This window comes from Pseudomonas sp. 22490 (assembly GCF_052044465.1).
In the GTDB taxonomy this organism is placed as follows: Bacteria; Pseudomonadota; Gammaproteobacteria; order Pseudomonadales; family Pseudomonadaceae; genus Pseudomonas; species Pseudomonas aeruginosa.
Genome location: NZ_JBQENS010000008.1, coordinates 45,915 through 65,853, shown reverse-complemented (window position 1 = coordinate 65,853; position 19,939 = coordinate 45,915). Strand labels below are relative to the sequence as shown.

Annotated in this window: 19 protein-coding genes; 14 read left to right on the top strand and 5 right to left on the bottom strand. The window is 69.4% G+C overall.

The window, feature by feature from the left end; all coding sequences use genetic code 11:
• Positions 1–86 precede the first annotated feature (86 nt).
• The 7 genes from ACTJJX_RS11270 (at position 87) to ACTJJX_RS11240 (ending at position 5,256) form a co-directional block, all read left to right on the top strand.
• Positions 87–476, top strand: coding sequence for a CidA/LrgA family protein (locus tag ACTJJX_RS11270; protein ID WP_003091885.1), 390 nt, complete (start codon positions 87–89; stop codon positions 474–476).
• Positions 463–1,149: an LrgB family protein gene (locus tag ACTJJX_RS11265; protein WP_003102323.1), complete on the top strand. Its 687-nt coding sequence runs from the start codon at positions 463–465 to the stop codon at positions 1,147–1,149. Before ACTJJX_RS11270 ends, ACTJJX_RS11265 begins: the two co-directional genes overlap by 14 nt.
• Before the next feature lie 128 nt (positions 1,150–1,277).
• Positions 1,278–2,057: a class II aldolase/adducin family protein gene (locus ACTJJX_RS11260; protein ID WP_003114490.1), complete on the top strand. Its 780-nt coding sequence runs from the start codon at positions 1,278–1,280 to the stop codon at positions 2,055–2,057.
• Positions 2,054–2,950, top strand: coding sequence for an alpha/beta fold hydrolase (locus tag ACTJJX_RS11255; RefSeq protein WP_016852591.1), 897 nt, complete (start codon positions 2,054–2,056; stop codon positions 2,948–2,950). The genes ACTJJX_RS11260 and ACTJJX_RS11255 overlap by 4 nt, the downstream gene beginning before the upstream one ends.
• Positions 2,951–3,048: 98 nt before the next feature.
• Complete coding sequence (locus tag ACTJJX_RS11250) at positions 3,049–3,342, top strand: hypothetical protein (protein ID WP_003111018.1); 294 nt, start codon at positions 3,049–3,051, stop codon at positions 3,340–3,342.
• A gap of 115 nt (positions 3,343–3,457) precedes the next feature.
• A complete protein-coding gene (locus ACTJJX_RS11245) occupies positions 3,458–4,369 on the top strand; it encodes an SDR family oxidoreductase (protein ID WP_003102332.1) in 912 nt (303 codons plus the stop codon).
• A 116-nt stretch (positions 4,370–4,485) separates the two neighbouring features.
• Positions 4,486–5,256 carry a crotonase/enoyl-CoA hydratase family protein gene (locus tag ACTJJX_RS11240; RefSeq protein WP_003091874.1) on the top strand — a complete coding sequence of 257 codons (771 nt, stop codon included), beginning with the start codon at positions 4,486–4,488 and terminating at the stop codon, positions 5,254–5,256.
• Positions 5,257–5,275: 19 nt separating this feature from the next.
• On the opposite strand, the gene ACTJJX_RS11235 is transcribed toward ACTJJX_RS11240, so the two are convergent.
• The 3 genes from ACTJJX_RS11235 to ACTJJX_RS11225 all read right to left on the bottom strand — a co-directional run bounded on the left by ACTJJX_RS11235 (position 5,276) and on the right by ACTJJX_RS11225 (position 7,895).
• Positions 5,276–5,620 carry a cupin domain-containing protein gene (locus ACTJJX_RS11235; protein WP_003091873.1) on the bottom strand — a complete coding sequence of 115 codons (345 nt, stop codon included), beginning with the start codon at positions 5,618–5,620 and terminating at the stop codon, positions 5,276–5,278.
• Positions 5,621–5,654: 34 nt separating this feature from the next.
• Positions 5,655–7,061: an NAD(P)/FAD-dependent oxidoreductase gene (locus tag ACTJJX_RS11230; protein WP_003102335.1), complete on the bottom strand. Its 1,407-nt coding sequence runs from the start codon at positions 7,059–7,061 to the stop codon at positions 5,655–5,657.
• Between the two features lie 90 nt (positions 7,062–7,151).
• Complete coding sequence (locus ACTJJX_RS11225; protein ID WP_003119583.1) at positions 7,152–7,895, bottom strand: AraC family transcriptional regulator; 744 nt, start codon at positions 7,893–7,895, stop codon at positions 7,152–7,154.
• A gap of 284 nt (positions 7,896–8,179) precedes the next feature.
• Between ACTJJX_RS11225 and ACTJJX_RS11220 the strand changes: the two genes are divergently transcribed.
• From ACTJJX_RS11220 to ACTJJX_RS11210, 3 genes are all read left to right on the top strand, one after another.
• The gene (locus tag ACTJJX_RS11220) at positions 8,180–9,937 is read left to right on the top strand and encodes a DUF1302 domain-containing protein (RefSeq protein ID WP_003102337.1); all 1,758 of its coding nucleotides are present in this window, start codon (positions 8,180–8,182) and stop codon (positions 9,935–9,937) included.
• 56 nt (positions 9,938–9,993) lie between these two features.
• Entirely contained in the window at positions 9,994–11,364 is a 1,371-nt protein-coding gene (locus tag ACTJJX_RS11215; RefSeq protein WP_003102338.1) for a DUF1329 domain-containing protein, read from the top strand.
• Between the two features lie 149 nt (positions 11,365–11,513).
• Positions 11,514–13,997 carry a LuxR C-terminal-related transcriptional regulator gene (locus ACTJJX_RS11210; RefSeq protein ID WP_016852592.1) on the top strand — a complete coding sequence of 828 codons (2,484 nt, stop codon included), beginning with the start codon at positions 11,514–11,516 and terminating at the stop codon, positions 13,995–13,997.
• A gap of 6 nt (positions 13,998–14,003) precedes the next feature.
• Here ACTJJX_RS11210 and ACTJJX_RS11205 read toward each other — a convergent pair whose 3' ends face one another.
• Entirely contained in the window at positions 14,004–14,816 is an 813-nt protein-coding gene (locus ACTJJX_RS11205) for a SirB1 family protein (RefSeq protein WP_003091860.1), read from the bottom strand.
• 245 nt (positions 14,817–15,061) lie between these two features.
• Here ACTJJX_RS11205 and ACTJJX_RS11200 point away from each other — a divergent pair, with 245 nt between their 5' ends.
• The 4 genes from ACTJJX_RS11200 to ACTJJX_RS11185 all read left to right on the top strand — a co-directional run bounded on the left by ACTJJX_RS11200 (position 15,062) and on the right by ACTJJX_RS11185 (position 19,450).
• Positions 15,062–16,087 carry a Leu/Phe/Val dehydrogenase gene (locus ACTJJX_RS11200; protein ID WP_003091859.1) on the top strand — a complete coding sequence of 342 codons (1,026 nt, stop codon included), beginning with the start codon at positions 15,062–15,064 and terminating at the stop codon, positions 16,085–16,087.
• 141 nt (positions 16,088–16,228) lie between these two features.
• Positions 16,229–17,326, top strand: coding sequence for a pyruvate dehydrogenase (acetyl-transferring) E1 component subunit alpha (gene pdhA, locus ACTJJX_RS11195; RefSeq protein ID WP_003106978.1), 1,098 nt, complete (start codon positions 16,229–16,231; stop codon positions 17,324–17,326).
• Entirely contained in the window at positions 17,319–18,320 is a 1,002-nt protein-coding gene (locus ACTJJX_RS11190) for an alpha-ketoacid dehydrogenase subunit beta (protein WP_003106981.1), read from the top strand. The genes pdhA and ACTJJX_RS11190 overlap by 8 nt, the downstream gene beginning before the upstream one ends.
• A 17-nt stretch (positions 18,321–18,337) precedes the next feature.
• Entirely contained in the window at positions 18,338–19,450 is a 1,113-nt protein-coding gene (locus ACTJJX_RS11185; RefSeq protein ID WP_003138213.1) for a dihydrolipoamide acetyltransferase family protein, read from the top strand.
• On the opposite strand, the gene ACTJJX_RS11180 is transcribed toward ACTJJX_RS11185, so the two are convergent.
• Positions 19,451–19,849 (bottom strand): DUF2809 domain-containing protein, encoded by a 399-nt coding sequence (locus ACTJJX_RS11180; RefSeq protein ID WP_016852593.1) that lies wholly within the window; start codon positions 19,847–19,849, stop codon positions 19,451–19,453.
• Positions 19,850–19,939: the final 90 nt, after the last annotated feature.

The window sequence follows — 19,939 nt, the reverse complement described above, 5'->3', positions numbered from 1 at the left end:
GCTCTCATGCGGACAATTCGCTTTGGGGATGATAGGCCGGGCCTTATCCTTTCTCCATCCCCGATTTCCCAGCCAAGGCCTTTCCCATGTTGCCCCCGCTCGTCCGCCGTCTGTCCCGCCTTGCCGCCGAACTGGCGGTACTCATCGCCTTCTGGTGGGCCGGCGGCTGGCTGGCGAAGGCCATCGGCCTGCCGCTGCCGGGCGGGGTGGTCGGCCTGGCGGCGCTGTTGCTGCTGTTCGCCAGCGGCCTGCTGCGTCCGGCCTGGCTGCAGGCCGGCGCCGGCCTGTTGCTGGCGGAGATGTTGCTGTTCTTCATCCCGGCGCTGATGAGCCTGCTCGACTACGGCGCGCTGCTACGCAGCGAGGGCTGGCGCATCCTCCTGGTGATCATGCTCAGCACCCTGCTGGTGATGCTGGTCACCGCGGTGTCGGTGGAGTGGATGTGCCGCTGGAGGGCGCGCCATGAGTCTCGATAAGCAAGCCCTGTTCTGGTTGGCGGCGACCGTCGGCGGCTACCTGCTGAGCCGCCAGCTGTACCGCCGGGTGAAGTGGTACTGGCTGTCGCCCATCGTGTTCGTCCCGGTGCTGCTCTATGCCCTGGCGATTCCCACCCATACCCGCTACGCCGACTACGCTCGCGACACCAATTGGCTGGTGGCGCTGCTCGGTCCGGCGACGGTGGCCTTCGCCATCCCGATCTGGCAGCAGCGCGAGCTGCTGATGCGCCACTGGCCGGCGCTGCTGGCCGGGATGTTCGCCGGCACCGCGGTGGCCATCGGCAGCTCCTGGGCGCTGGCCCAGGCCCTGGCGCTGGACGGCCAGGTCACGCTGTCGTTGCTGCCGCGCTCGATCACCACGCCGTTCGCCATGGAGATGTCCCACGACCTGGGTGGCGTGCCGGAACTGACCGCCGCCTTCGTGATGATCACCGGGGTGTTCGGCGCGGTGATCGGCGGCACCCTGCTGCGCGTCCTGCGCTTGCGCACGCCGCTGGCCCGCGGCGCGCTGTTCGGCGTCGGCGCGCACGGCGCCGGCACCAGTCGGGCCTACGAGTTCGGCGGCGAGGAAGGTTCGGCGGCCGGTCTGCTGATGGTTCTCACCGGGCTGTTCAACCTGCTGGTCGCACCCCTGGTCGCCCACTGCCTTTAGCCTGCGCGCATAGGCCGGCTGAATCCTCCGCCATTCAGCCGGCGCGCGAGTGTAAGCCCGGCGACAGTCGCCGGAGGAGGGCGGGGCTAGACTGCGGGCATCCGATAACGACAAAAGAGGATGCCGCCGTGACCGCCGTTCACTCCCTGCCCGCCGATGTGCAAGCCCAGGTCTCCGCCGCCGAATGGCAGACCCGCGTCGATCTCGCTGCCTGCTACCGGCTGGTCGCCCTGCACGGTTGGGACGACCTGATCTTCACCCACATCTCGGCCAAGGTGCCGGGCACCGAGGACTTCCTGATCAACCCGTTCGGCCTGATGTTCCACGAGATCACCGCCTCCAGCCTGGTGAAGGTGGATGCCAGCGGCAAGAAGCTGATGGACAGCCCCTACGAGATCAACCCGGCCGGCTACACCATCCATAGCGCGGTGCACGAGGTCCGCCACGACGTCGAGTGCGTGCTGCACACCCATACCGCCGCGGGGATCGCGGTGTCCTGCCAGAAGCAGGGCCTGTTGCCGCTGTCGCAGCAATCGTTGTTCGTGCTCTCCAGCCTGTCCTACCACGCCTACGAGGGCGTCGCCCTGAACCATGAGGAAAAGGCCCGCCTGCAGGCCGACCTGGGGGCCAGCAATTTCCTGATCCTGCCCAACCACGGCCTGCTCACCTGCGGCGGTTCCATCGCCGATACCTTCCTCATGATGTTCACCCTGCAACGCGCTTGCGAGGTACAGGTGATGGCGCAGAGCGGCGGCGCCGAGCTGATCCACATCCCGGGGCAGATCCTCGCCGGCGCGCGTGACATGATCGCCGGGGTGATGCGCAGCAAAACCGGCATGGGCGGCCAGCTCGCCTGGCCGGCGCTGCTGCGCAAGCTCGACCAGCAGAACCCGGGCTACCGCCAGTGACCGCGGCGCAGCCCGGCATTCCACTGGAGGCCTGGCGGAGGCGGGGTCGCACCCTGGATTTCAAGGGCTTCCCGATCCGCTACTGGGAAGCCGGGCAGGGTCGGCCGTTGCTGCTGATCCACGGTTTTCCCAGCGCCGCCTGGGACTGGCACTACCTCTGGGAGCCGCTGGCGCAGCGCTACCGCGTGCTGGTCTGCGACCTGCTCGGCTTCGGCGATTCGGCCAAGCCGCGCGCCCATCGCTACAGCCTGCTGGAGCAGGCCGACCTGCAACAGGCGCTGCTCGGCCGCCTGGGAATCGACGAGCCGCTGCACGTGCTGGCCCACGACTACGGCGACAGCGTCGCCCAGGAACTGCTCGCCCGCCATCACGAAGGCCGGCTGCGGCTCGCCTCCTGCGTGTTCCTCAATGGTGGGCTGTTCCCGGAAACGCACCGCCCGGTGCTCAGCCAGAAGCTGTTGCTGAGCCCGTTGGGCGGGCTGTTCGGCCGGCTGTTCGACCGCCGCGCCCTGGCGCGCAACTTCGCCAAGGTCTTCGGCCCGCGCAGCCAGCCCGGCGAGACCGAGCTGGATGCCTTCTGGAGCCTGATCGAAAGCAACCAGGGGCAGCGGGTGATGCATCGCCTGATCCGCTACATCGTCGACCGCCGCGAGCAGCGTGAGCGCTGGGTGGCGGCGTTGCAGCACGGCGGGGTGCCGTTGCGGGTGATCGACGGAGCCGTCGACCCGATCTCCGGGGCGCACATGGTCGAGCGCTACCGGCAACTGGTCGCCGATGCCGACTGCGTGCTGCTCGATGGCATCGGCCATTATCCGCAGATCGAAGCGCCGGCGGCGGTGCTCGAACATTACCTGGCGTTTCGCGCCCGACTGGATGATTCAGAGTTTTCTTAAGCGAGTTTGAGATTGCAGCAAGTGCCATCGCGCAAGGATCGGGGCTAGGGTGCTGGCGCCTCGCTGGACGAGGCGTTTCGTCACCCATGGAGGTCTCCATGCACGATCCCGTTTCTCCCTTGCGCGTGTTCGACGAGGGCTCCTGGTTGTTCCGCCAGATGGTGCAGGCGCAGCCGTTCATCCGCCAGTCCGGGATGGTCCTCGCCGAACTCGGCCTGCTGCTGGCGCTCGGGCTCGGCTACCTGTGCTGGCAGGAAGGCAGTCGCTGGTACGCCGTCGGCGCCGGCCTCGCGTTGCTCGGCAGCCTGCTGCTGGTGGTGGTCCGGCACAACTATGACTGGTGGCTGTTCAAGCTCGGCCCGCGTGGCCGGCTGTACATTCCGTTCGACTGAAGCGGAACATCCCGCTGCCTTATCGGGCGCCATTCATGGCGGCGCGAAGCCTTGTCCCCGCCGGCGGGCTGGCCGACACTCGGGCAATCCTTCCTACTGCCCTGGAGTCCCGAACATGAGCGATGCCCTGCGTTTCGACGACCAAGTCGTGATCGTCACCGGAGCCGGCGGCGGCCTTGGCCGCGCCCACGCCCTGCTGTTCGCGAAGCATGGCGCCCAGGTGGTGGTCAACGACCTCGGCGGCAGCACCCATGGCGAAGGCGCCAGTGCCTCGGCGGCGGACAAGGTGGTGGCGGAGATCCGTGCCGCCGGCGGCACCGCGGTGGCCAACCACGACTCGGTCACGGACGGCGGCAGGATCGTGGAGAACGCGCTGGACGCCTTCGGTCGCGTCGACGTGGTGGTCAACAATGCCGGCATCCTGCGTGACAAGACCTTCCACAAGATGGAGGACGCCGACTGGGACCTGGTCTACCAGGTGCATGTCGAAGGCGCCTACAAGGTCACTCGCGCCGCCTGGCCGCACTTGCGCGAGCAGGCCTACGGGCGGGTGGTGTTCACCTCCTCGACCTCGGGCATCTACGGCAACTTCGGCCAGAGCAACTACGGCATGGCCAAGCTCGGCCTCTACGGCCTGACCCGCACCCTGGCCCTGGAAGGGCGCAAGAACAATATCCTGGTCAACGCCATCGCCCCCACCGGCGGTACGCGGATGACCGAGGGGCTGATCCCGCCGCAGGTCTTCGAGCAGCTCAAGCCGGAGCTGGTCAGCCCGCTGGTGGTCTACCTCGGCAGCTCGGCCTGCGAGGATACCTCGGGGCTCTATGAGGTCGGCGGTGGCTGGATCGGCAAGGTACGCTGGGAACGCAGCCTGGGCTTCGGCTTCGATCCGAAGGCCGGCTTCGACGCCGAGGATGTGGCCGCGCACTGGCAGCAGATCTGCGACTTCGAGAACGCCGCGCACCCGGCGGACAACGTCGAGGCGCTCCGTGAAATGATGGCCAACCTGCAGAAGCACGCGCTCTGAGACGCCCGGCGGATGCGGCGCGGCCGCGGGAAAAGGACTAAGGTGAAGACCGGCTGACGCCGGTCTTCTGCCATCCGGCCGGTGTCTTTTTTCGCTTTTTCCGCAGGGAGTCTGTCATGAGTGTCATCGTCGAACGCAACGGCCCGGTCACCACCCTGGTCATCGCTCGCCCGGAGCGGCGCAATGCGGTGGACCGGCCGACCGCCCAGGCCCTGGCCGACGCCCTGCGCGAGTTCGAAGCGGACGATACGGCGCGGGTCGCGGTACTCACCGGCAGCGGCGGCAATTTCTGCGCCGGCGCCGACCTGGCGGCGGTGGCCGAGGATGGCGAGCGGCGCAATCGCCTGGAGGCGGAGGGCGACGGACCGATGGGGCCGAGCCGCATGCAGCTCGGCAAGCCGCTGATCGCCGCCATCGAAGGTTATGCGGTGGCCGGCGGGCTGGAGCTGGCGCTGCTCGCCGACCTGCGGGTGATGGCCGAGGACGCTATCTGCGGAGTGTTCTGCCGGCGTTTCGGGGTGCCGCTGATCGATGGCGGCAGCGTGCGCCTGCCACGGATCGTCGGGCAGGGCCGGGCGCTCGACCTGATCCTCACCGGGCGTCCGGTGAAGGCCGACGAAGCGTTGCAGATCGGCCTGGCCAACCGGGTGGTGCCGAGCGGTTCGGCGCGAGCCGAGGCCGAGGAGCTGGCGGCGGAACTCGCCGCCTTCCCGCAGACCTGCATGCTCGCCGATCGCGCCAGCGTATACGCGCAGTGGGAACTGTCCTTCGACGTGGCCCTGGCCAACGAATTCCAGGGCGGGCTGGCGGTGATCGAGAGCGGCGAGACCCTGGAGGGCGCGCAGCGCTTCAAGGACGGCGAGGGGCGCCACGGGCGCTTCGAGTGACGCCGTCGCGCCGCCCGGGCTAGCGGTGGATGATCACGTAGCTCTTGCGCACGGTTTCCTGCACATCCCACACGCCAAGACTGTTCTCCGGCAGCAGCAGGGCATCGCCGGCCTCGATGCGGATGGTCTCGCCGCCGTCCGGGGTGAAGGTGCAGCGGCCTTGCAGGAAGTGGCAGAACTCCTGCTCGACGATCTGCCGCCGCCAGCGTCCGGGGGTGCATTCCCAGATGCCGGTTTCCACCTGGTCGGTGCGCTCCACGGCGTAGGCGCGGGTCTGCGCGACCGGCTCGCCAAGGGGCACCGCGACCGGGCTGGCGGCGCCAAGATCGGCGCCGGCGGTATTTTTCAGAAGGGTCAGGGCCATGCGGTTTTTCCTCTGTGGGAGGTGGAGGGGATTCTCAGCGCATCAGGCTTTCCATGCCGGCCGCGAGGGTTTGCGCCAGGCTGCGGCGCCAGGGCGCGCTGTGCGGGTCGGCAAGGACCCGGTCCTCATGGACGAAACTGCGGATGATCGCGTTGTAGCCGAGCCAGCGGCAGGGTTCCGGTTCCCAGCGGGCCAGGCTGTCCAGCGGACGCTCGCCCAGCACCCAGGGCTGCCGCAGCAGCTCGCTGTCCTCACCGAGGATCAGCGCGGCCAGGGTGCGGCCGCCGAGGTTGCTGGCGCCGACCCCTTCGCCGCCGTAGCCGCCGGAGAGGGCGATGCCACTGGCGCGGTCGAGCAACATGTGCGGGCGGAAGCGCCGGGCCATGCCGAGGTTGCCGCCCCAGGTGTGGCTGATCCTGGCGTCCTTGAGCAGCGGGAAGAGTTCGCCGAACAGGTAGCGACGCAGGCCGACTTCCTCGTCGTCGAGGCTGAAGTCGCTGCGCAGCTTGCCGCCGAAGCGGTAGCCGCCCCGCGCGCCGAAGGCCAGGCGGTCGTCGGCGGTGCGCTGGCCGTAGGTGACCTGGCGGCTGAATTCGCTGAAGGCCTGGCCGCGCTCCAGGCCGATCTCCGCCCAGACCGACGACGGCAGCGGCTCGGTGGCCACCAGCAGACTCTGCACCGGCAACTGGTAGTGGCCCAGCGGCGGCAGGCTGGCGGCGTAGCCTTCCACTGCCGGTACGATCCATTCGGCGCGCAGTTCGCCGCGCTCGGTGCGCAGCAGGCCGCGTTGCCAGTGCAGCACCCGGCTCTTCTCGAACAGCCGCACGCCCAGGCGCTCCACCGCGCGGGCCAGGCCGCGCGCGAGCCTGGCCGGCTGGATGGTGGCGCAGTGCGGCGAATGGATCGCCCCGTAGCTGCCGGGGATGCGCAACTGCTGGTCGAGTTCCTGCGGCGTCAGCCAGCGGTAGTCGCTTTCGTCCAGGCCTTCGGCATAGAGATCATGCAGATAGGCGCGCAGGCGGCGTTCCTGTTCCGGGTAGCGCGCCGCGCAGTAGAGCACGCCGCCCTTGCGGTAGTCGCAGTCGATGCCTTCCTCTTGCAGCACCCGCGCGACTTCGTCGGGAATCCCGTGCAGCAGGTCGTAGCCGGCCCGGCGCCGCTCCGGCGGCAAGCCGGCGAGCAGGCCGTCCTCGCCGAGCAGGTTGCCCATCAGCCAGCCGCCGTTGCGCCCCGAGGCGCCGAAGCCGGCGGTTTCTGCCTCGACGATGGCGACGCGCAACTGCGGCGCCCGGCGCTTCAGGTAATAGGCGGTCCAGAGGCCGGTGTAGCCGGCGCCGACGATGGCCACGTCGACCTCGAGGGATTCTTCCAGGGACGGGCGCGCTTCGAGCGGATCGTCCAGTTGATTCATCCACAGGCTGAGGTGGCGCCAGGCCGACATAGAGGGCTCCATAGCGAGAGGGAAGGGGGAATGCGGCGAGAGTAGGAAGATGCCGTGCGCCTGTCGTGCGCGCGGGTCCGCTGGGAAATCTCAGCGGCGCGACGACAGGCGCTTCAGGTATTCGCGCGGAGACTGGCCGGTGTGCTGGCGGAAGCAGCGGTAGAAGGCCGACAGCGAATTGAAGCCGGCGGCGAAGGCCAGTTCGTCGACCCGTCCGGGCAGCTCGCCGGAAAGCTGGCCGAGCAGGTGTTGCAGGCGGGTCTGGTTGACGTACTGGTAGAAGCTCAGGCCGAGCACCTGGTTGAGCAGGTAGGAAATCTGGTTGCGCGTATAGCCGGTGGCATTGGCCACCTGGGTCAGGTCCAGGTCCGGATCGAGATAGGGCTGGGCCTGCTGGAAGTAGTGCTCCAGGTCGCGTGCCAGCAGGCTCAGCTGCTTGGCCGAAAGCCCCAGGCGGCTGGCCGGCGGCCGGCCGTCGCCGCCGGCCTGGGCTCCGCCGCCGCTTTCGTGGACCAGCGAGGCGTATTCGTTGATGCGCCAGATCAGGCCGTCGCGCACGGTGATCGCCTCGCTGGCGCGGAACGAAGCCAGGCGGCCGCTGAGGGTCACCCGCAGGCGGTACTGGATGAAGGCGGTATCGCCGTCGAAGCGGATACGGTCGGTGTGCTCCAGCGACTCGTCGGGGCCCTTGGGCATGGTCGCCTCGACGTACTCGCGGAGATCGGCCAGGCGCATCCGGCGGTTCTGGAAGAAGTCGTTGTATTCGACCTCGGGATGATAGAGCGCCATCACCGCGTCGATGTCGCGGTGCTTCCAGCTGAGGTGATAACGCATGACCGTTTCGCGGGTGGCGTCGGCGAGATCGCGGTCGGCGGGAATGGTCTGTTCGGGCTGCATGCAGCGAAGGATGCCATCGCCGCCGCCGGCGGAACAGTGCCGCGCTGTCATCCATGCACTGGATGACGGCGTATCCATCCTGCATATGGCGTTCGCCGAGGCGCTTTCCAGGGCCCCTGTTCACTCTTTCGGGGGACAACCGGAATACCTCCTTGGTGCGCTTACCGCCGTTCGGGCCGCTGGGTAGGGTGTAGCCACCTCGACCCTGTCAGGAGAGCCGCATGACAACAACAAAAAGGCGCGGAATCTTCCCTCTGCACGCACTCGCTGCGGCCACAGCCCTGGGTTGCGCCACCCAGGCCTCGGCCGTGTCATTCAACATCGGGGAGATCGAAGGGCAATTCGACTCGTCGCTGTCGGTGGGGGCCAGTTGGTCCATGCGTTCCGCCGACAAGGACTACATCGGCACCCGCAACGGCGGCCACGCCTCGTCGCAGACCTCCGACGACGGCCGGCTGAACTTCAAGAAGGGCGAAACCTTCTCGAAGATCTTCAAGGGCATCCACGATCTCGAACTCAAGTACGGCGACACCGGCGCGTTCTTCCGTGGCAAGTACTGGTACGACTTCGAGCTGAAGGACGAACACCGCCTGCTCTACGACATCGACGACCACAATCGCAAGGAGGGCGCCAAGTCCTCCGGGGCGCAGCTGCTCGATGCCTTCCTCTACCACAACTACAGCATCGGCGACCTGCCCGGCAGCGTGCGGGTCGGCAAGCAGGTGGTGAGCTGGGGCGAGAGCACGTTCATCCAGAACTCGATCAACAGCATCAACCCGATGGACGTCGCCGCGTTCCGCCGGCCCGGCGCGGAGATCAAGGAAGGCCTGATCCCGGTGAACATGCTCTACCTGTCCCAGGGCATCAGCGACGCGCTGACCGTCGAAGGCTTCTACCAGTTGGAGTGGGACCAGACGGTGATCGACAACTGCGGCACCTTCTTCTCCACCACCGACGTGGTCGCCGATGGCTGCGAGCGGATGGTCTATGCCGGCAGCGACTTCGACCCGAACCCGGCTAACGGCTACCGCTATCTGCCGCGCGCCGGCGATCGCGATGCCCGCGACAGCGGCCAGTGGGGCCTGGCCCTGCGTTGGTACGCGGCGGAGCTGAACGACACCGAGTTCGGCCTGTACGCGATGAACTACCACAGTCGCAACCCGTACTACAGTGTGATCGCCGGCAACGGCCTGGCCACCTCCGACCCGGTCACCGGGCGCTCCACCGGCTATTACTTCATCGACTATCCCGAGGACATCCGCCTCTACGGCCTGAGCTTCCAGACCAACATCGGCAGCACCTCGGTGGCCGGCGAGCTGAGCTACCGGCCGAACATGCCGCTACAAATCAACAGCACCGACATGTCGATCGCCGCGATCTACCCGACCACCCTGTTCGGCAACCCGATCTACGACAGCGGCTTCGCCACCCCGCGCGCCGGCGAGGTGATCAACGGCTACGTGCGCAAGCCGGTGACCCAGGCACAGGTGACCGTCACCCAGTTCTTCGACCGGGTACTGGCGGCCGACCGCCTGACCGTGGTCGGCGAAGTCGGCTACAACCACCTCAGCGGGGTCGACGGCGACGACCTGCGCTACGGCCGCGACGCCATCTACGGCATCGGCGAACTGCCGAACAACGCCTTGTGCACCGGCGCGCTCAACGTGGCCAACCCGCAGGAGTGCAACAGCCACGGCTTCTACACCCGCAACTCGTGGGGCTATCGCCTGCGCGGGATCCTCGAATATCCCAACGTGTTCGCCGGGGTCAACCTGAAGCCGAACCTGGCCTGGTCGCACGACGTCGAGGGCTACGGGCCGAACTTCAGCGAGGGCGCCAAGGCCGTCAGCGTCGGCCTCGATGCCGACTACCAGAACACCTATACCGCCAGCATCAGCTACACCGACTTCTTCGGCGGCAACTACAACCCGATCAACGACCGCGACTTCCTCGCGGTGAGCTTCGGGGTGAACTTCTGAGGTCCGCCGCCCCTCGGGGCGGCCGCTTTCGCGGATACGAACAAGGATAACGACGCATGAAAACAGCACGACTCCTGTCCTCCGGGGCGCTGGCCCTCAGCCTGCTGGCCGGTTCGGTGACGGCGGCGGTTTCGCCCGACGAGGCCGCCAAGCTCGGCAGCAGCCTGACCCCCATCGGCGCGCAGAAGGAAGGCAACGCCGACGGCAGCATCCCGGCCTGGACCGGCGGCCTCGCGGCCAGCGCCGGCAAGGTCGATGGCAAGGGCTTCCTTTCCGATCCCTTTGCCGACGAGAAGCCGCTGTTCACCATCACCGCGCAGAACGTCGAGCAATACAAGGACAAGCTCTCCGACGGCCAGTTGGCGATGTTCAAGCGCTACCCGGAAACCTACCGGATCCCGGTGTACAAGACCCATCGCACGGTGGCCCTGCCGGCCGAGATCGACGAGGCGGTCAAGCAGAGCGCGCTGAACGTGCAGCCGATCAACGACGGCAACGGCCTGTCGAATTTCGAGAAGAGCCGCTACTACGCCTTCCCGATTCCGAAGAACGGCGTCGAAGTGCTCTGGAACCACATCACCCGCTACCGCGGCGGCAACCTCAAGCGCACCATCGTCCAGGCCACCCCGCAGACCAACGGCAGCTTCACGCCGATCCGCTTCGAGGAGTCGGTGGCATTCCCGCAGAACATGCCCGACCTCGACCAGAGCAAGGCGGCCAACATCCTCACCTTCTTCAAGCAGCAGGTGACCGCGCCGGCGCGCCTGGCGGGCAACGTGCTGCTGGTCCACGAGACCCTCGACCAGGTCAAGGAGCCGCGCCTGGCCTGGGTCTACAACGCCGGCCAGCGCCGCGTGCGGCGCGCCCCGCAGGTGGCCTACGATGGCCCGGGCACCGCCGCCGACGGCCTGCGCACCTCGGATAACTTCGACATGTTCTCCGGCGCCCCGGACCGCTACGACTGGAAGCTGGTCGGCAAGCGCGAGATGTACATCCCCTACAACGCCTACAAGCTCAACGACCCGACCCTGAAGTACGGCGACATCATCAAGGCCGGGCACATCAACCAGGACCTGACCCGCTACGAGCTGCACCGGGTGTGGGAAGTGGTCGGCACGGTGAAGCCGGGCGAGCGGCACATCTACGCCAAGCGCCACATGTACATCGACGAGGACAGCTGGCAGATCGCCCTGGTCGACCACTACGACGGTCGCGGCCAGCTCTGGCGGGTCGGCGAGGGCCACGCGCAGTACCACTACGACCAGAAGGTCGCCGGCTACACCCTGGAGGCGCTCTACGACGTGATCGCCGGTCGCTACCTGGCGCTGGGCATGAACAACGAGGAGAAGCGCGGCTACGAGTTCGGCTTCAAGGCCTCGTCCGCCGACTACACGCCGGCCGCCCTGCGCAACGCCGGGGTACGCTGAGTCCCGGCCAGTCGCGACGAGCGTGGCGGCTTGTGCCGACGCGCTCGTTCGTTATGACGGCCCATCACCCGGCGCAATCATCGTTCAGCAGCGGGGCAGGCGCGGTCTAGGCTCCCGGCAAGGCGCTTCGACAGAACAAGAGCACTGCCATGACCGAGCCGACCGAGCTGCCCGCCGCCTTGCCGCGGCTGCCGCCGCAGCACCTGCCGCGGCCCCGTTTGCACCAGCCGCTGCTGCGCGGCGAATGCCGCCTGCGACTGCTCTGCGCGCCCGCCGGCAGCGGCAAGACCGTCCTCCTCGGAGAATGCGCGCGGCGGGCGCCGCCTGGCGTGCAGGTGGTCTGGCTGGCGCTGGGCGGGGAAGCGCTGGACCCCGCGACCTTCCGCCGCCGCCTGGCCGGCGCCCTCGGCTTGCCCGAGGACAGCGACGAAGCGCAACTGTGCCGGCGGCTGCGCAACGCTTCCGCGCTGTGGCTGCTGCTCGACGATTACCCACGGCACCCCGACCCCGCCCTCGACGCCTGCCTCGATCGCCTGTTGAGCGCGGCCTCGCCACGGGTGGGCTGGTGGCTGGCGAGCCGGCGGCGGCCGCAGTGCAACCTGGCGCGGTTGCTGCTGGAAGGGGAGTTGCTGGAGGTCGACGGCGGCCTGCTGGCGTTCGATGCCGACGAGGTCGCCGAACTGCTCCGCCTGCACGGGCGCAGCGCCGATGCCGCTACGGCCGGGACACTGCTGGAACGCAGCGGCGGTTGGTGCGCCGCGTTGCGCTTGCGCCTGCTGGTCGGCGAAGAGACGGCCGGACCGTTGTTGCAGGAATACCTCCAGCACGAGTTGCTCGACGAGCTGCCGCCGCCGCTGGCCGACGCCGCGCGTGCCCTGGCCTGGCTGCCGCAAGTCGGTCCGGAGCTGTTCCGCCGGCTGTTCGAGGAGCTGCCCCACGGGCTGGACGACCTGTTGGCGCGGGGCTTCCCCCTGCTGGCCGATGCGAACCAGCGCTACAGCCTGCCGCCGGCGATCCGCGAGGCCTGGCGCGAAGCGCCACAGCGCCCGCAGCGGGACTTCCACCGGGAAGCCTGCGAATGGTTCGCCGAACACGGCGAGACCCGCGAGGCGGTCGACCAGGCGCTGGCCGCCGACGAACCGGAAACCGCCGCCGGATTGTTGCAGAAGCTCACCGAGGAGCAATTGCTGCACGGCCACAACATCGGCATGGTCCTGGCCCTGCGCGACGAACTGCCGGCGGCGCTGCTGGCCAGCACGCCGCGCCTGGTGATCCTGAATGCCTGGACGCTGCTCTACGCCGGACGCCTGGCCGAAGCCGAGGACTGCATCGGCCAGTTGGCGCGCTTCCTGCCGATGCCCTCGGCGTCCCGCCAGCGGGTGCTGCTGGCGCAATGGCAGGGCTTGTTCGGGATCCTCCTGCACTGCCGCGGCGAGCGCGGCGCCGCCGACTACCTGCGCGAGGCGCTGGAGCAACTGCCGGAGGACGCCTGGTCGCAGGGACTGATCTGCCGCTCGGCGCTGATGCAACTGGCGATGATCGAGGGGCGGATGGACCAGGCGCGGTTGATCGGCCGCGATGCCTTGCGCCTGGCGCGCGAGCACGACAGCCTGATCTTCGAGGCGCTGATCGAACTGGAGCGGGCGCAGTGGCTGGAGCAGCGCGGCGAACTGCTGCGCGCGGAAGGCGTCCTCGATCGCGCCCAGCGCTACCTGGAGGACCTCGGCCAGCAGGGCAGCCCGATGCTCGGCCGGATCGCCCTGCGCCGCGCGCGCCTGTGCCTGCAGCAGGGCCGCGAGGTCGAGGCCGGGCACTGGTATCGGCTGGGGCTGGAGCAGGCACGGGAGAATCTCGATCCCTGGGTGCTCTACGGCTACCTGGGACTGGCCTTGCTGGAAGCCGGGCAGGGCGACCTGGACGCGGCGTTCAACCGCCTGCTGGAGGTCGAGCGGCTGATGCAGCAGCGCCATGTCCCCGATCCGCTGTATCGCGGCGCGCTGCTGCTGGTCAGCTCCGCCCTGACCCTGCAGCAGGGAAGGCCGGCGCAGGCGCGGGAGATCCTGCTGCGGGTCCGCGCCTACTTCCAGCCGGGACGGGCGCGCCTGTCGCCGCCCTCCGAACCGGAGCTGGAAGCGCGGGTAGAGCACCAATTGGCACTGGCCGAACTCTACAGCGGCGAGGCAGCCGCCGCCGAAGCGCGGCTGCGTGGGCTGCTCGCCATTCTCGAGGCGCAGGGGCGGCAGACGCTGCTTTGCGAAGTGCGCATGGGTATCGCCGAGTGCCAGTTCCTCTCCGGACAATTGCCCCAGGCCCAGCAGACCCTGCGCAGTGGCCTGGAGCTGGCGGAGCGGCTAGGCCTGCAACTGCCGCAGCGGCGACTGCGGGATCGCCAGCCGCAACTGTTCGCCGCCCTGCCGGGGGAAGAAGAGGAGGGGCTCAGTCCGCTCAGTTGTCGGGAGCTGGCGGTGCTCGGCCTGATCGCCCAGGGCTGCTCCAACCAGGAGATCGGCGAGCAACTGTTCATTTCCCTGCACACGGTGAAGACCCACGCCCGGCGGATCAACGGCAAGCTCGGGGTGGCCCGTCGGACCCAGGCGGTGGCGCGGGCCAAGGCCCTCGGCCTGCTCGCCTGAGCGGCCTCAGTGCAGGGCGCGGCCGGTCGGCGGGGCGAGTTCGCCCAGGCGCTGGCCGAGGCGCAGTTGCTCGGTGGGATCGTCGCTGAGCAAGAGCGCGCGCTCCAGGTCGTAGCGTTCCGCCTGCGGGCAATCCAGTTGCCGATAGAGGCCCGCGCGGGCCTCGTGGTCGGCGGCGCCCACCGGGCCGAGTTCGATCACCCGCTGGGCATCCTTCAGCGCGGCCAGCGGCTCGCCGGCGGCGCTGTGCAGTTGTCGCAGGTTGCGCGACAGACGCTGGAGGATTTCCCCGGGAGAGGCCTGCTTCAGGTAGGCGGCTTGCAGCTCGCTCTTCGGCCCCTGCAGGCGCAGCAGCAGTTCGCGGCAGTCGGTGGGATAGAGGCGCCGTCCGGTGGCCGGGTCGAGCAGATGGTCGGCCTGCGGCACGCGCAGCAGGAAGCGTCCCGGGAAGTTCACTCCGACCAGCGGAATGTCCAGCCGCCGCGCCAGTTCCATGGCCACCAGCGCCAGCGACAACGGCTGTCCCTGGCGCCGCTGCAGCACCAGCGGGAGCAGGGCCGAGCGCGGTTGCAGGGGGAAGTCGTCGTCTTCGCAGAAACCCTGTTCGCTCATTCGCCGCAGCAACCCCTGGGCGCGCTCGCTGGCCGAGGCGCGGTCGTCCAGGCTGGCGCCGATCTGCCGGACGAGTTCGTCGAGCTCGCGCAGGGCGTGGGCGGGCGAATACGCCGGGAGGTGCTCCGCGGCGATCCACAGGGCCGCCTCGAACAGCGCTGGCGGTTCCTGGGCGAGACAATCGAGGCAGGCTTGACGCGGGTCCATGGCTTTCCTCCTGGTGCGCCTGGATCGCTGCGGACGGGCCGTTCGGAGCACGCCGGGGCCGGTTTCGAGCGGGCGGACCCCAAGGTTGTAACCGTCCGCCGAAGCTTCGTCCAGTACCCGGCACGGCGAGCGCCGCGGCCTGGTCGTCGGCCTTGCGGGCGTTTCGCCGACGCCTGCCTATACTGAAGGTGCCGGGCGGCAACGGCCCGGCCCGGACAACAAGCAGCAAGCAGGGGAGCCCCAGCATGTTCGACATGATGGACGCGGCCCGGCTCGAGGGTCTCCACCTCGCCCAAGACCCGGCCACGGGACTCAAGGCCATTATCGCCATCCACAGCACGCGACTCGGCCCGGCACTGGGTGGTTGTCGCTACCTGCCTTACCCCAACGACGAAGCCGCCATCGGCGACGCCATCCGCCTGGCCCAGGGCATGAGCTACAAGGCGGCCCTGGCCGGGCTGGAGCAGGGCGGCGGCAAGGCGGTGATCATCCGCCCGCCGCACCTGGACAATCGCGGCGCGCTGTTCGAGGCCTTCGGGCGCTTCATCGAAAGCCTCGGCGGACGCTACATCACTGCGGTGGACAGCGGTACCTCCAGCGCCGACATGGACTGCATCGCCCAGCAGACCCGCCACGTCACCAGCACCACCCAGGCCGGCGACCCCTCGCCGCATACCGCCCTCGGCGTGTTCGCCGGGATTCGCGCCAGCGCCCAGGCGCGCCTCGGCAGCGACGACCTGGAAGGCTTGCGGGTCGCGGTGCAGGGGCTCGGCCACGTCGGCTACGCATTGGCCGAGCAACTGGCGGCGGTCGGCGCCGAGTTGCTGGTCTGCGACCTCGATCCCGGCCGGGTGCAACTGGCGGTCGAGCAGCTCGGCGCCCATCCGCTGGCGCCGGAGGCATTGCTCTCCACCCCATGCGACATCCTCGCGCCCTGCGGGCTGGGCGGCGTGCTCACCAGCCAGAGCGTCAGCCAGTTGCGCTGCGCGGCGGTGGCCGGGGCGGCGAACAACCAGTTGGAGCGGCCGGAGGTCGCCGACGAGCTGGAGGCGCGCGGCATCCTCTATGCGCCGGACTACGTGATCAACTCCGGCGGCCTGATCTACGTCGCCCTCAAGCACCGCGGCGCCGACCCGCACAGCATCACCGCGCACCTGGCGCGGATTCCCGCGCGGCTCACCGAGATCTATGCCCATGCCCAGGCCGACCACCAGTCGCCGGCGCGGATCGCCGACCGTCTGGCGGAACGGATTCTCTACGGCCCGCAGTGACGGGCCGGCGTTTCCGGCGAGGCCGCCAGCGGGCCTCGCCAGCGGCAGTGCGGGCCACCCCCGCCGCGCCGCGCGTGCACGCCGCCACCCGCGGCGCGACCCTGAGCGGCACGCCTACCCGGCGTGCGGAGGAGGTTTGCGATGGTTCACAACCGGATCGACCCGCCTTTCACCCGCTACCTCGACAGCGACGGTCGGCCCCTCGGCGAGTTGCCCGCCTGGGCCGGCGACAGCGATGCGCTGGTCGGCCTCTACCGGCAGATGCTCCTGACCCGCCTGTTCGACCAGAAGGCGGTGGCCCTCCAGCGTACCGGGCGGATCGGCACCTATGCGCCAACCCTCGGCCAGGAAGCCATCGGCGTGGCCATCGGCAGCCAGATGCGCGCCGAGGACGTGCTGGTGCCGTATTACCGCGATACCGCCGTGCAATTGATGCGCGGCGTGCGCATGGAGGACATCCTCCTCTACTGGGGCGGCGACGAGCGCGGCAGCGACTACGCCGAACCGCTGGCGGCGCAGGACTTTCCCATTTGCGTGCCGATCGCCACCCAGGCCCTGCATGCCTGCGGGGTCGCCTCGGCGTTCCGCATCCGCGGCGAGCACCGGGTGGCGGTGACCACCTGCGGCGACGGCGCCACCAGCAAGGGCGATTTCCTCGAGGCGCTGAACGTGGCGGGCGCCTGGCAGTTGCCGGTGCTCTTCGTGGTCAACAACAACCAGTGGGCGATCTCGGTGCCGCGGCGCATCCAGTGCGGCGCGCCGACCCTGGCGGAGAAGGCGGTGGGTGCCGGCTTCCCCGGCGAACAGGTGGACGGCAACGACGTGCTGGCGGTCGCCGAACGCGTCCGCGCGGCCCTGGAGCGCGCGCGCCAGGGCAAGGGGCCGACCCTGCTGGAGTGCATCAGCTATCGCCTCTGCGACCACACCACGGCCGACGACGCCAGCCGCTACCGTTCCGCCGAGGAGGTCAACCAGGCCTGGCGCGAGGAGCCGATCAAGCGCCTGCGCGCCTTCCTCGCCGGCCGCGGCCAGTGGGACGAGGAGCGCGAGCAGGCGCTGGTGGGCGAGTGCCAGGCGCGGGTGCAGGAGGCGGTGGAGCGTTTCGAGACGTTCGCCGCGCAGGCGCCGCAGGCACTGTTCGAGCATGTCTACGCGCGCTGGCCGGCGGTCCTGGAGGAGCAGCGCGAGCAATTGCTGGAGCGCGCCGCGCGGCGGCAGGGAGGGGCCGAACATGAATGAGCGCAACGGCGAAGCGAAACGCCTGGCCCTTCTGGAGGCGGTCAACCTGGCGTTGCACCGGGCCATGGCCGAGGACGAGACGGTGGTGGTGCTGGGCGAAGACGTCGGGGTCAACGGCGGGGTGTTTCGCGCCACCCTCGGCCTGCGCGAGCGCTTCGGCTTCAAGCGGGTGCTGGATACGCCGCTGGCGGAGAACATGATCGCCGGACTGTCCATCGGCATGGCCGCCCAGGGCCTGAAGCCGGTGATGGAGATCCAGTTCATGGGCTTCATCTACGCCGCCATGGAGCAACTGGTGTCCCATGCCAGCCGCCTGCGCAATCGCACCCGCGGCCGCCTGGCCTGCCCGTTGGTGCTGCGCACGCCGATGGGCGCGGGGATCCGCGCGCCGGAGCACCACAGCGAGGCGACCGAGGCGATGTTCGCGCACATCCCCGGCGTCCGCGTGCTGGTGCCGTCGTCGCCGGCGCGGGCCTACGGCCTGCTCCTGGCGGCGATCGACGATCCCGATCCGGTGATCTTCCTCGAGCCGACCCGGCTCTACCGGATGAACCCGCAGCCGCTGGCGGACGACGCCCGGCGCCTGCCGCTGGACAGTTGCTTCACCCTTCGCGAAGGCGGCGACCTGACCCTGGTCAGCTGGGGCGCCAGCGTCCACGAGACCCAGCAGGCCGCCGAGCGCCTGGCGCAGCGCGGCATCGAGGCCGAAGTGATCGACGTCGCCTGCCTCAAGCCGCTCGACCTCGACACCCTCGAAGCCTCGGTGCGCAAGACCGGTCGCTGCGTGATCGTCCATGAGGCGCCGAAGAGTGGCGGCCTCGGCGGGGAAATCGCCGCGAGCCTCTACGAGCGTGTCCTGTTCGACCTGCGGGCGCCGATCCAGCGGGTCGCCGCGGCCGATATCCCGCCGCCGCTGTACCGCTTGGAAGCGCTGTACATGCCCGCCGTGGAGGACATCCTGGCGGCCTGCGACACCGTGCTCGGCTACGCCTGAGCCAAGGGGAGACGACCATGAAGCACTTCAAGCTGCCCGACCTGGGCGAGGGCCTGCAGGAAGCGGAAATCGTCGAATGGCACGTCAAGGCCGGCGACAGCGTGCGCGCCGACCAGCGCCTGGTCTCGGTGGAAACCGCCAAGGCGCTGGTGGACATCCCTGCGCCCTACGATGGGGTGGTGGGCAAGCTGTTCGGCGCCGAGGGCGACATCCTCCACGTCGGCGAACCGCTGGTGGGCTTCGAGGGCGAGGAGGCGGACGCCGGTACCGTGGTGGGGCGCCTGGAGGGCGGCGGTAGCGCCCTGGAGGACCGTTTCTTCATCGGCGCCGCACCGTCCACCCGCGAACACCTGGCACCGCGCGCGACCCCGGCGGTGCGCCAGTTCGCCCGCCAGCAGGGCGTCGAACTGGCCGGCCTGAGCGGCTCCGGCCCGGATGGCCTGATCACCCGCGCCGACGTCGAGGCCGCCGCCCAGGGCGCCCGCGAACGCTTCGGCGGCGAGCGCTTGCGCGGGGTACGGCGGAGCATGGCGCTGAACATGGCGCGCTCGCATGCCGAGGTGGTGCCGGTGACGATCTACGGCGACGCCGACCTGCATCGCTGGAAGACCGCACGCGACCCGTTGATCCGCCTGGCCCAGGCGCTGGCCGAGGCCTGTCGCGCCGAGCCGACCCTCAACGCCTGGTTCGATGGCGCCTCGTTGTCGCTGAAACTGCATGAGCGGCTCGACCTGGGGATCGCCGTGGACACCCCGGACGGCCTGTTCGTGCCGGTGCTGCGCGACGTCGGTGCGCGTTCGGCGGAGGACCTGCGCGCCGGTATGCGGCGCCTGCGCGAAGACGTCCAGGCACGCTCGATCCCGCCGGCGGAAATGCTCGGCGCGACCCTGACCCTATCCAACTTCGGCACCCTGTTCGGCCGCTACGCCAACCCCGTGGTGGTGCCGCCGCAGGTGGCCATCCTCGGCGCCGGCGGCATCCGCGACGAAGTAGTGGCCTGGCGCGGCGAGATGGCGATCCACCCGATCCTGCCGCTCTCGCTGAGCTTCGATCACCGCGCGGCCACCGGTGGCGAGGCGGCGCGTTTCCTCAAGGTACTGGTGAACGCCCTGGAGCAGCCCGACGGCTGATCAGCGCCGGCGCTCCAGCCACCATGCCAGCAGCGCGCCGAGGGCATAGGCGAGCAGGTCGAAGCCGTCGGCGGTGCTACCGAGAACGATGCGCAGCACGGGACTGGAAAATTGCCAATGCAGTTGCGCCGCCAGGTACTGGCCCAGTTCCAGCAGCGCGCCGACGGCAAAGGCGGCGGATGCCAGCCAGGCGGCCGGCGCCCTGAGCGCGCTGCCCATCAGGTAGTAGAGCCAGACCACCGCCAGCAGGTCGCCGCCGAAGCTGCGTATCCAGCCCCAATGCCGGCCCAGGGTGGCGAGCAGGACCAGCAGGCCGAACAGCAGCATTGCCAGCAGCAGGCTGCGCCGGTCCAGGCGCCAGCGTCGGGAGCGGACGGGGGAGGCGGGGAGAGCGGGCATGGGACCTTCCTGGTCGATGGGGCTGCCGGGCGTTGTACGGCAAGCGCCAGTTTCCGGCAAGCCGGGCGCGGGTCGGACAAGCGCCGCGCG

Excerpts from the sequence above, each read along its gene's own strand:
- ACTJJX_RS11185 (WP_003138213.1), top strand. The coding sequence starts at position 18,338 with ATGAAGCACTTCAAGCTGCCCGACCTGGGCGAGGGCCTGCAGGAAGCG.
- ACTJJX_RS11180 (WP_016852593.1), bottom strand. The coding sequence starts at position 19,849 with ATGCCCGCTCTCCCCGCCTCCCCCGTCCGCTCCCGACGCTGGCGCCTG.
- ACTJJX_RS11225 (WP_003119583.1), bottom strand. The coding sequence starts at position 7,895 with ATGCGTTATCACCTCAGCTGGAAGCACCGCGACATCGACGCGGTGATG.
- ACTJJX_RS11205 (WP_003091860.1), bottom strand. The coding sequence starts at position 14,816 with ATGGACCCGCGTCAAGCCTGCCTCGATTGTCTCGCCCAGGAACCGCCA.
- ACTJJX_RS11190 (WP_003106981.1), top strand. The coding sequence starts at position 17,319 with ATGAATGAGCGCAACGGCGAAGCGAAACGCCTGGCCCTTCTGGAGGCG.
- ACTJJX_RS11240 (WP_003091874.1), top strand. The coding sequence starts at position 4,486 with ATGAGTGTCATCGTCGAACGCAACGGCCCGGTCACCACCCTGGTCATC.
- ACTJJX_RS11270 (WP_003091885.1), top strand. The coding sequence starts at position 87 with ATGTTGCCCCCGCTCGTCCGCCGTCTGTCCCGCCTTGCCGCCGAACTG.
- ACTJJX_RS11250 (WP_003111018.1), top strand. The coding sequence starts at position 3,049 with ATGCACGATCCCGTTTCTCCCTTGCGCGTGTTCGACGAGGGCTCCTGG.
- ACTJJX_RS11245 (WP_003102332.1), top strand. The coding sequence starts at position 3,458 with ATGAGCGATGCCCTGCGTTTCGACGACCAAGTCGTGATCGTCACCGGA.
- ACTJJX_RS11210 (WP_016852592.1), top strand. The coding sequence starts at position 11,514 with ATGACCGAGCCGACCGAGCTGCCCGCCGCCTTGCCGCGGCTGCCGCCG.
- ACTJJX_RS11230 (WP_003102335.1), bottom strand. The coding sequence starts at position 7,061 with ATGTCGGCCTGGCGCCACCTCAGCCTGTGGATGAATCAACTGGACGAT.
- pdhA (WP_003106978.1), top strand. The coding sequence starts at position 16,229 with ATGGTTCACAACCGGATCGACCCGCCTTTCACCCGCTACCTCGACAGC.
- ACTJJX_RS11215 (WP_003102338.1), top strand. The coding sequence starts at position 9,994 with ATGAAAACAGCACGACTCCTGTCCTCCGGGGCGCTGGCCCTCAGCCTG.
- ACTJJX_RS11265 (WP_003102323.1), top strand. The coding sequence starts at position 463 with ATGAGTCTCGATAAGCAAGCCCTGTTCTGGTTGGCGGCGACCGTCGGC.
- ACTJJX_RS11200 (WP_003091859.1), top strand. The coding sequence starts at position 15,062 with ATGTTCGACATGATGGACGCGGCCCGGCTCGAGGGTCTCCACCTCGCC.
- ACTJJX_RS11220 (WP_003102337.1), top strand. The coding sequence starts at position 8,180 with ATGACAACAACAAAAAGGCGCGGAATCTTCCCTCTGCACGCACTCGCT.
- ACTJJX_RS11235 (WP_003091873.1), bottom strand. The coding sequence starts at position 5,620 with ATGGCCCTGACCCTTCTGAAAAATACCGCCGGCGCCGATCTTGGCGCC.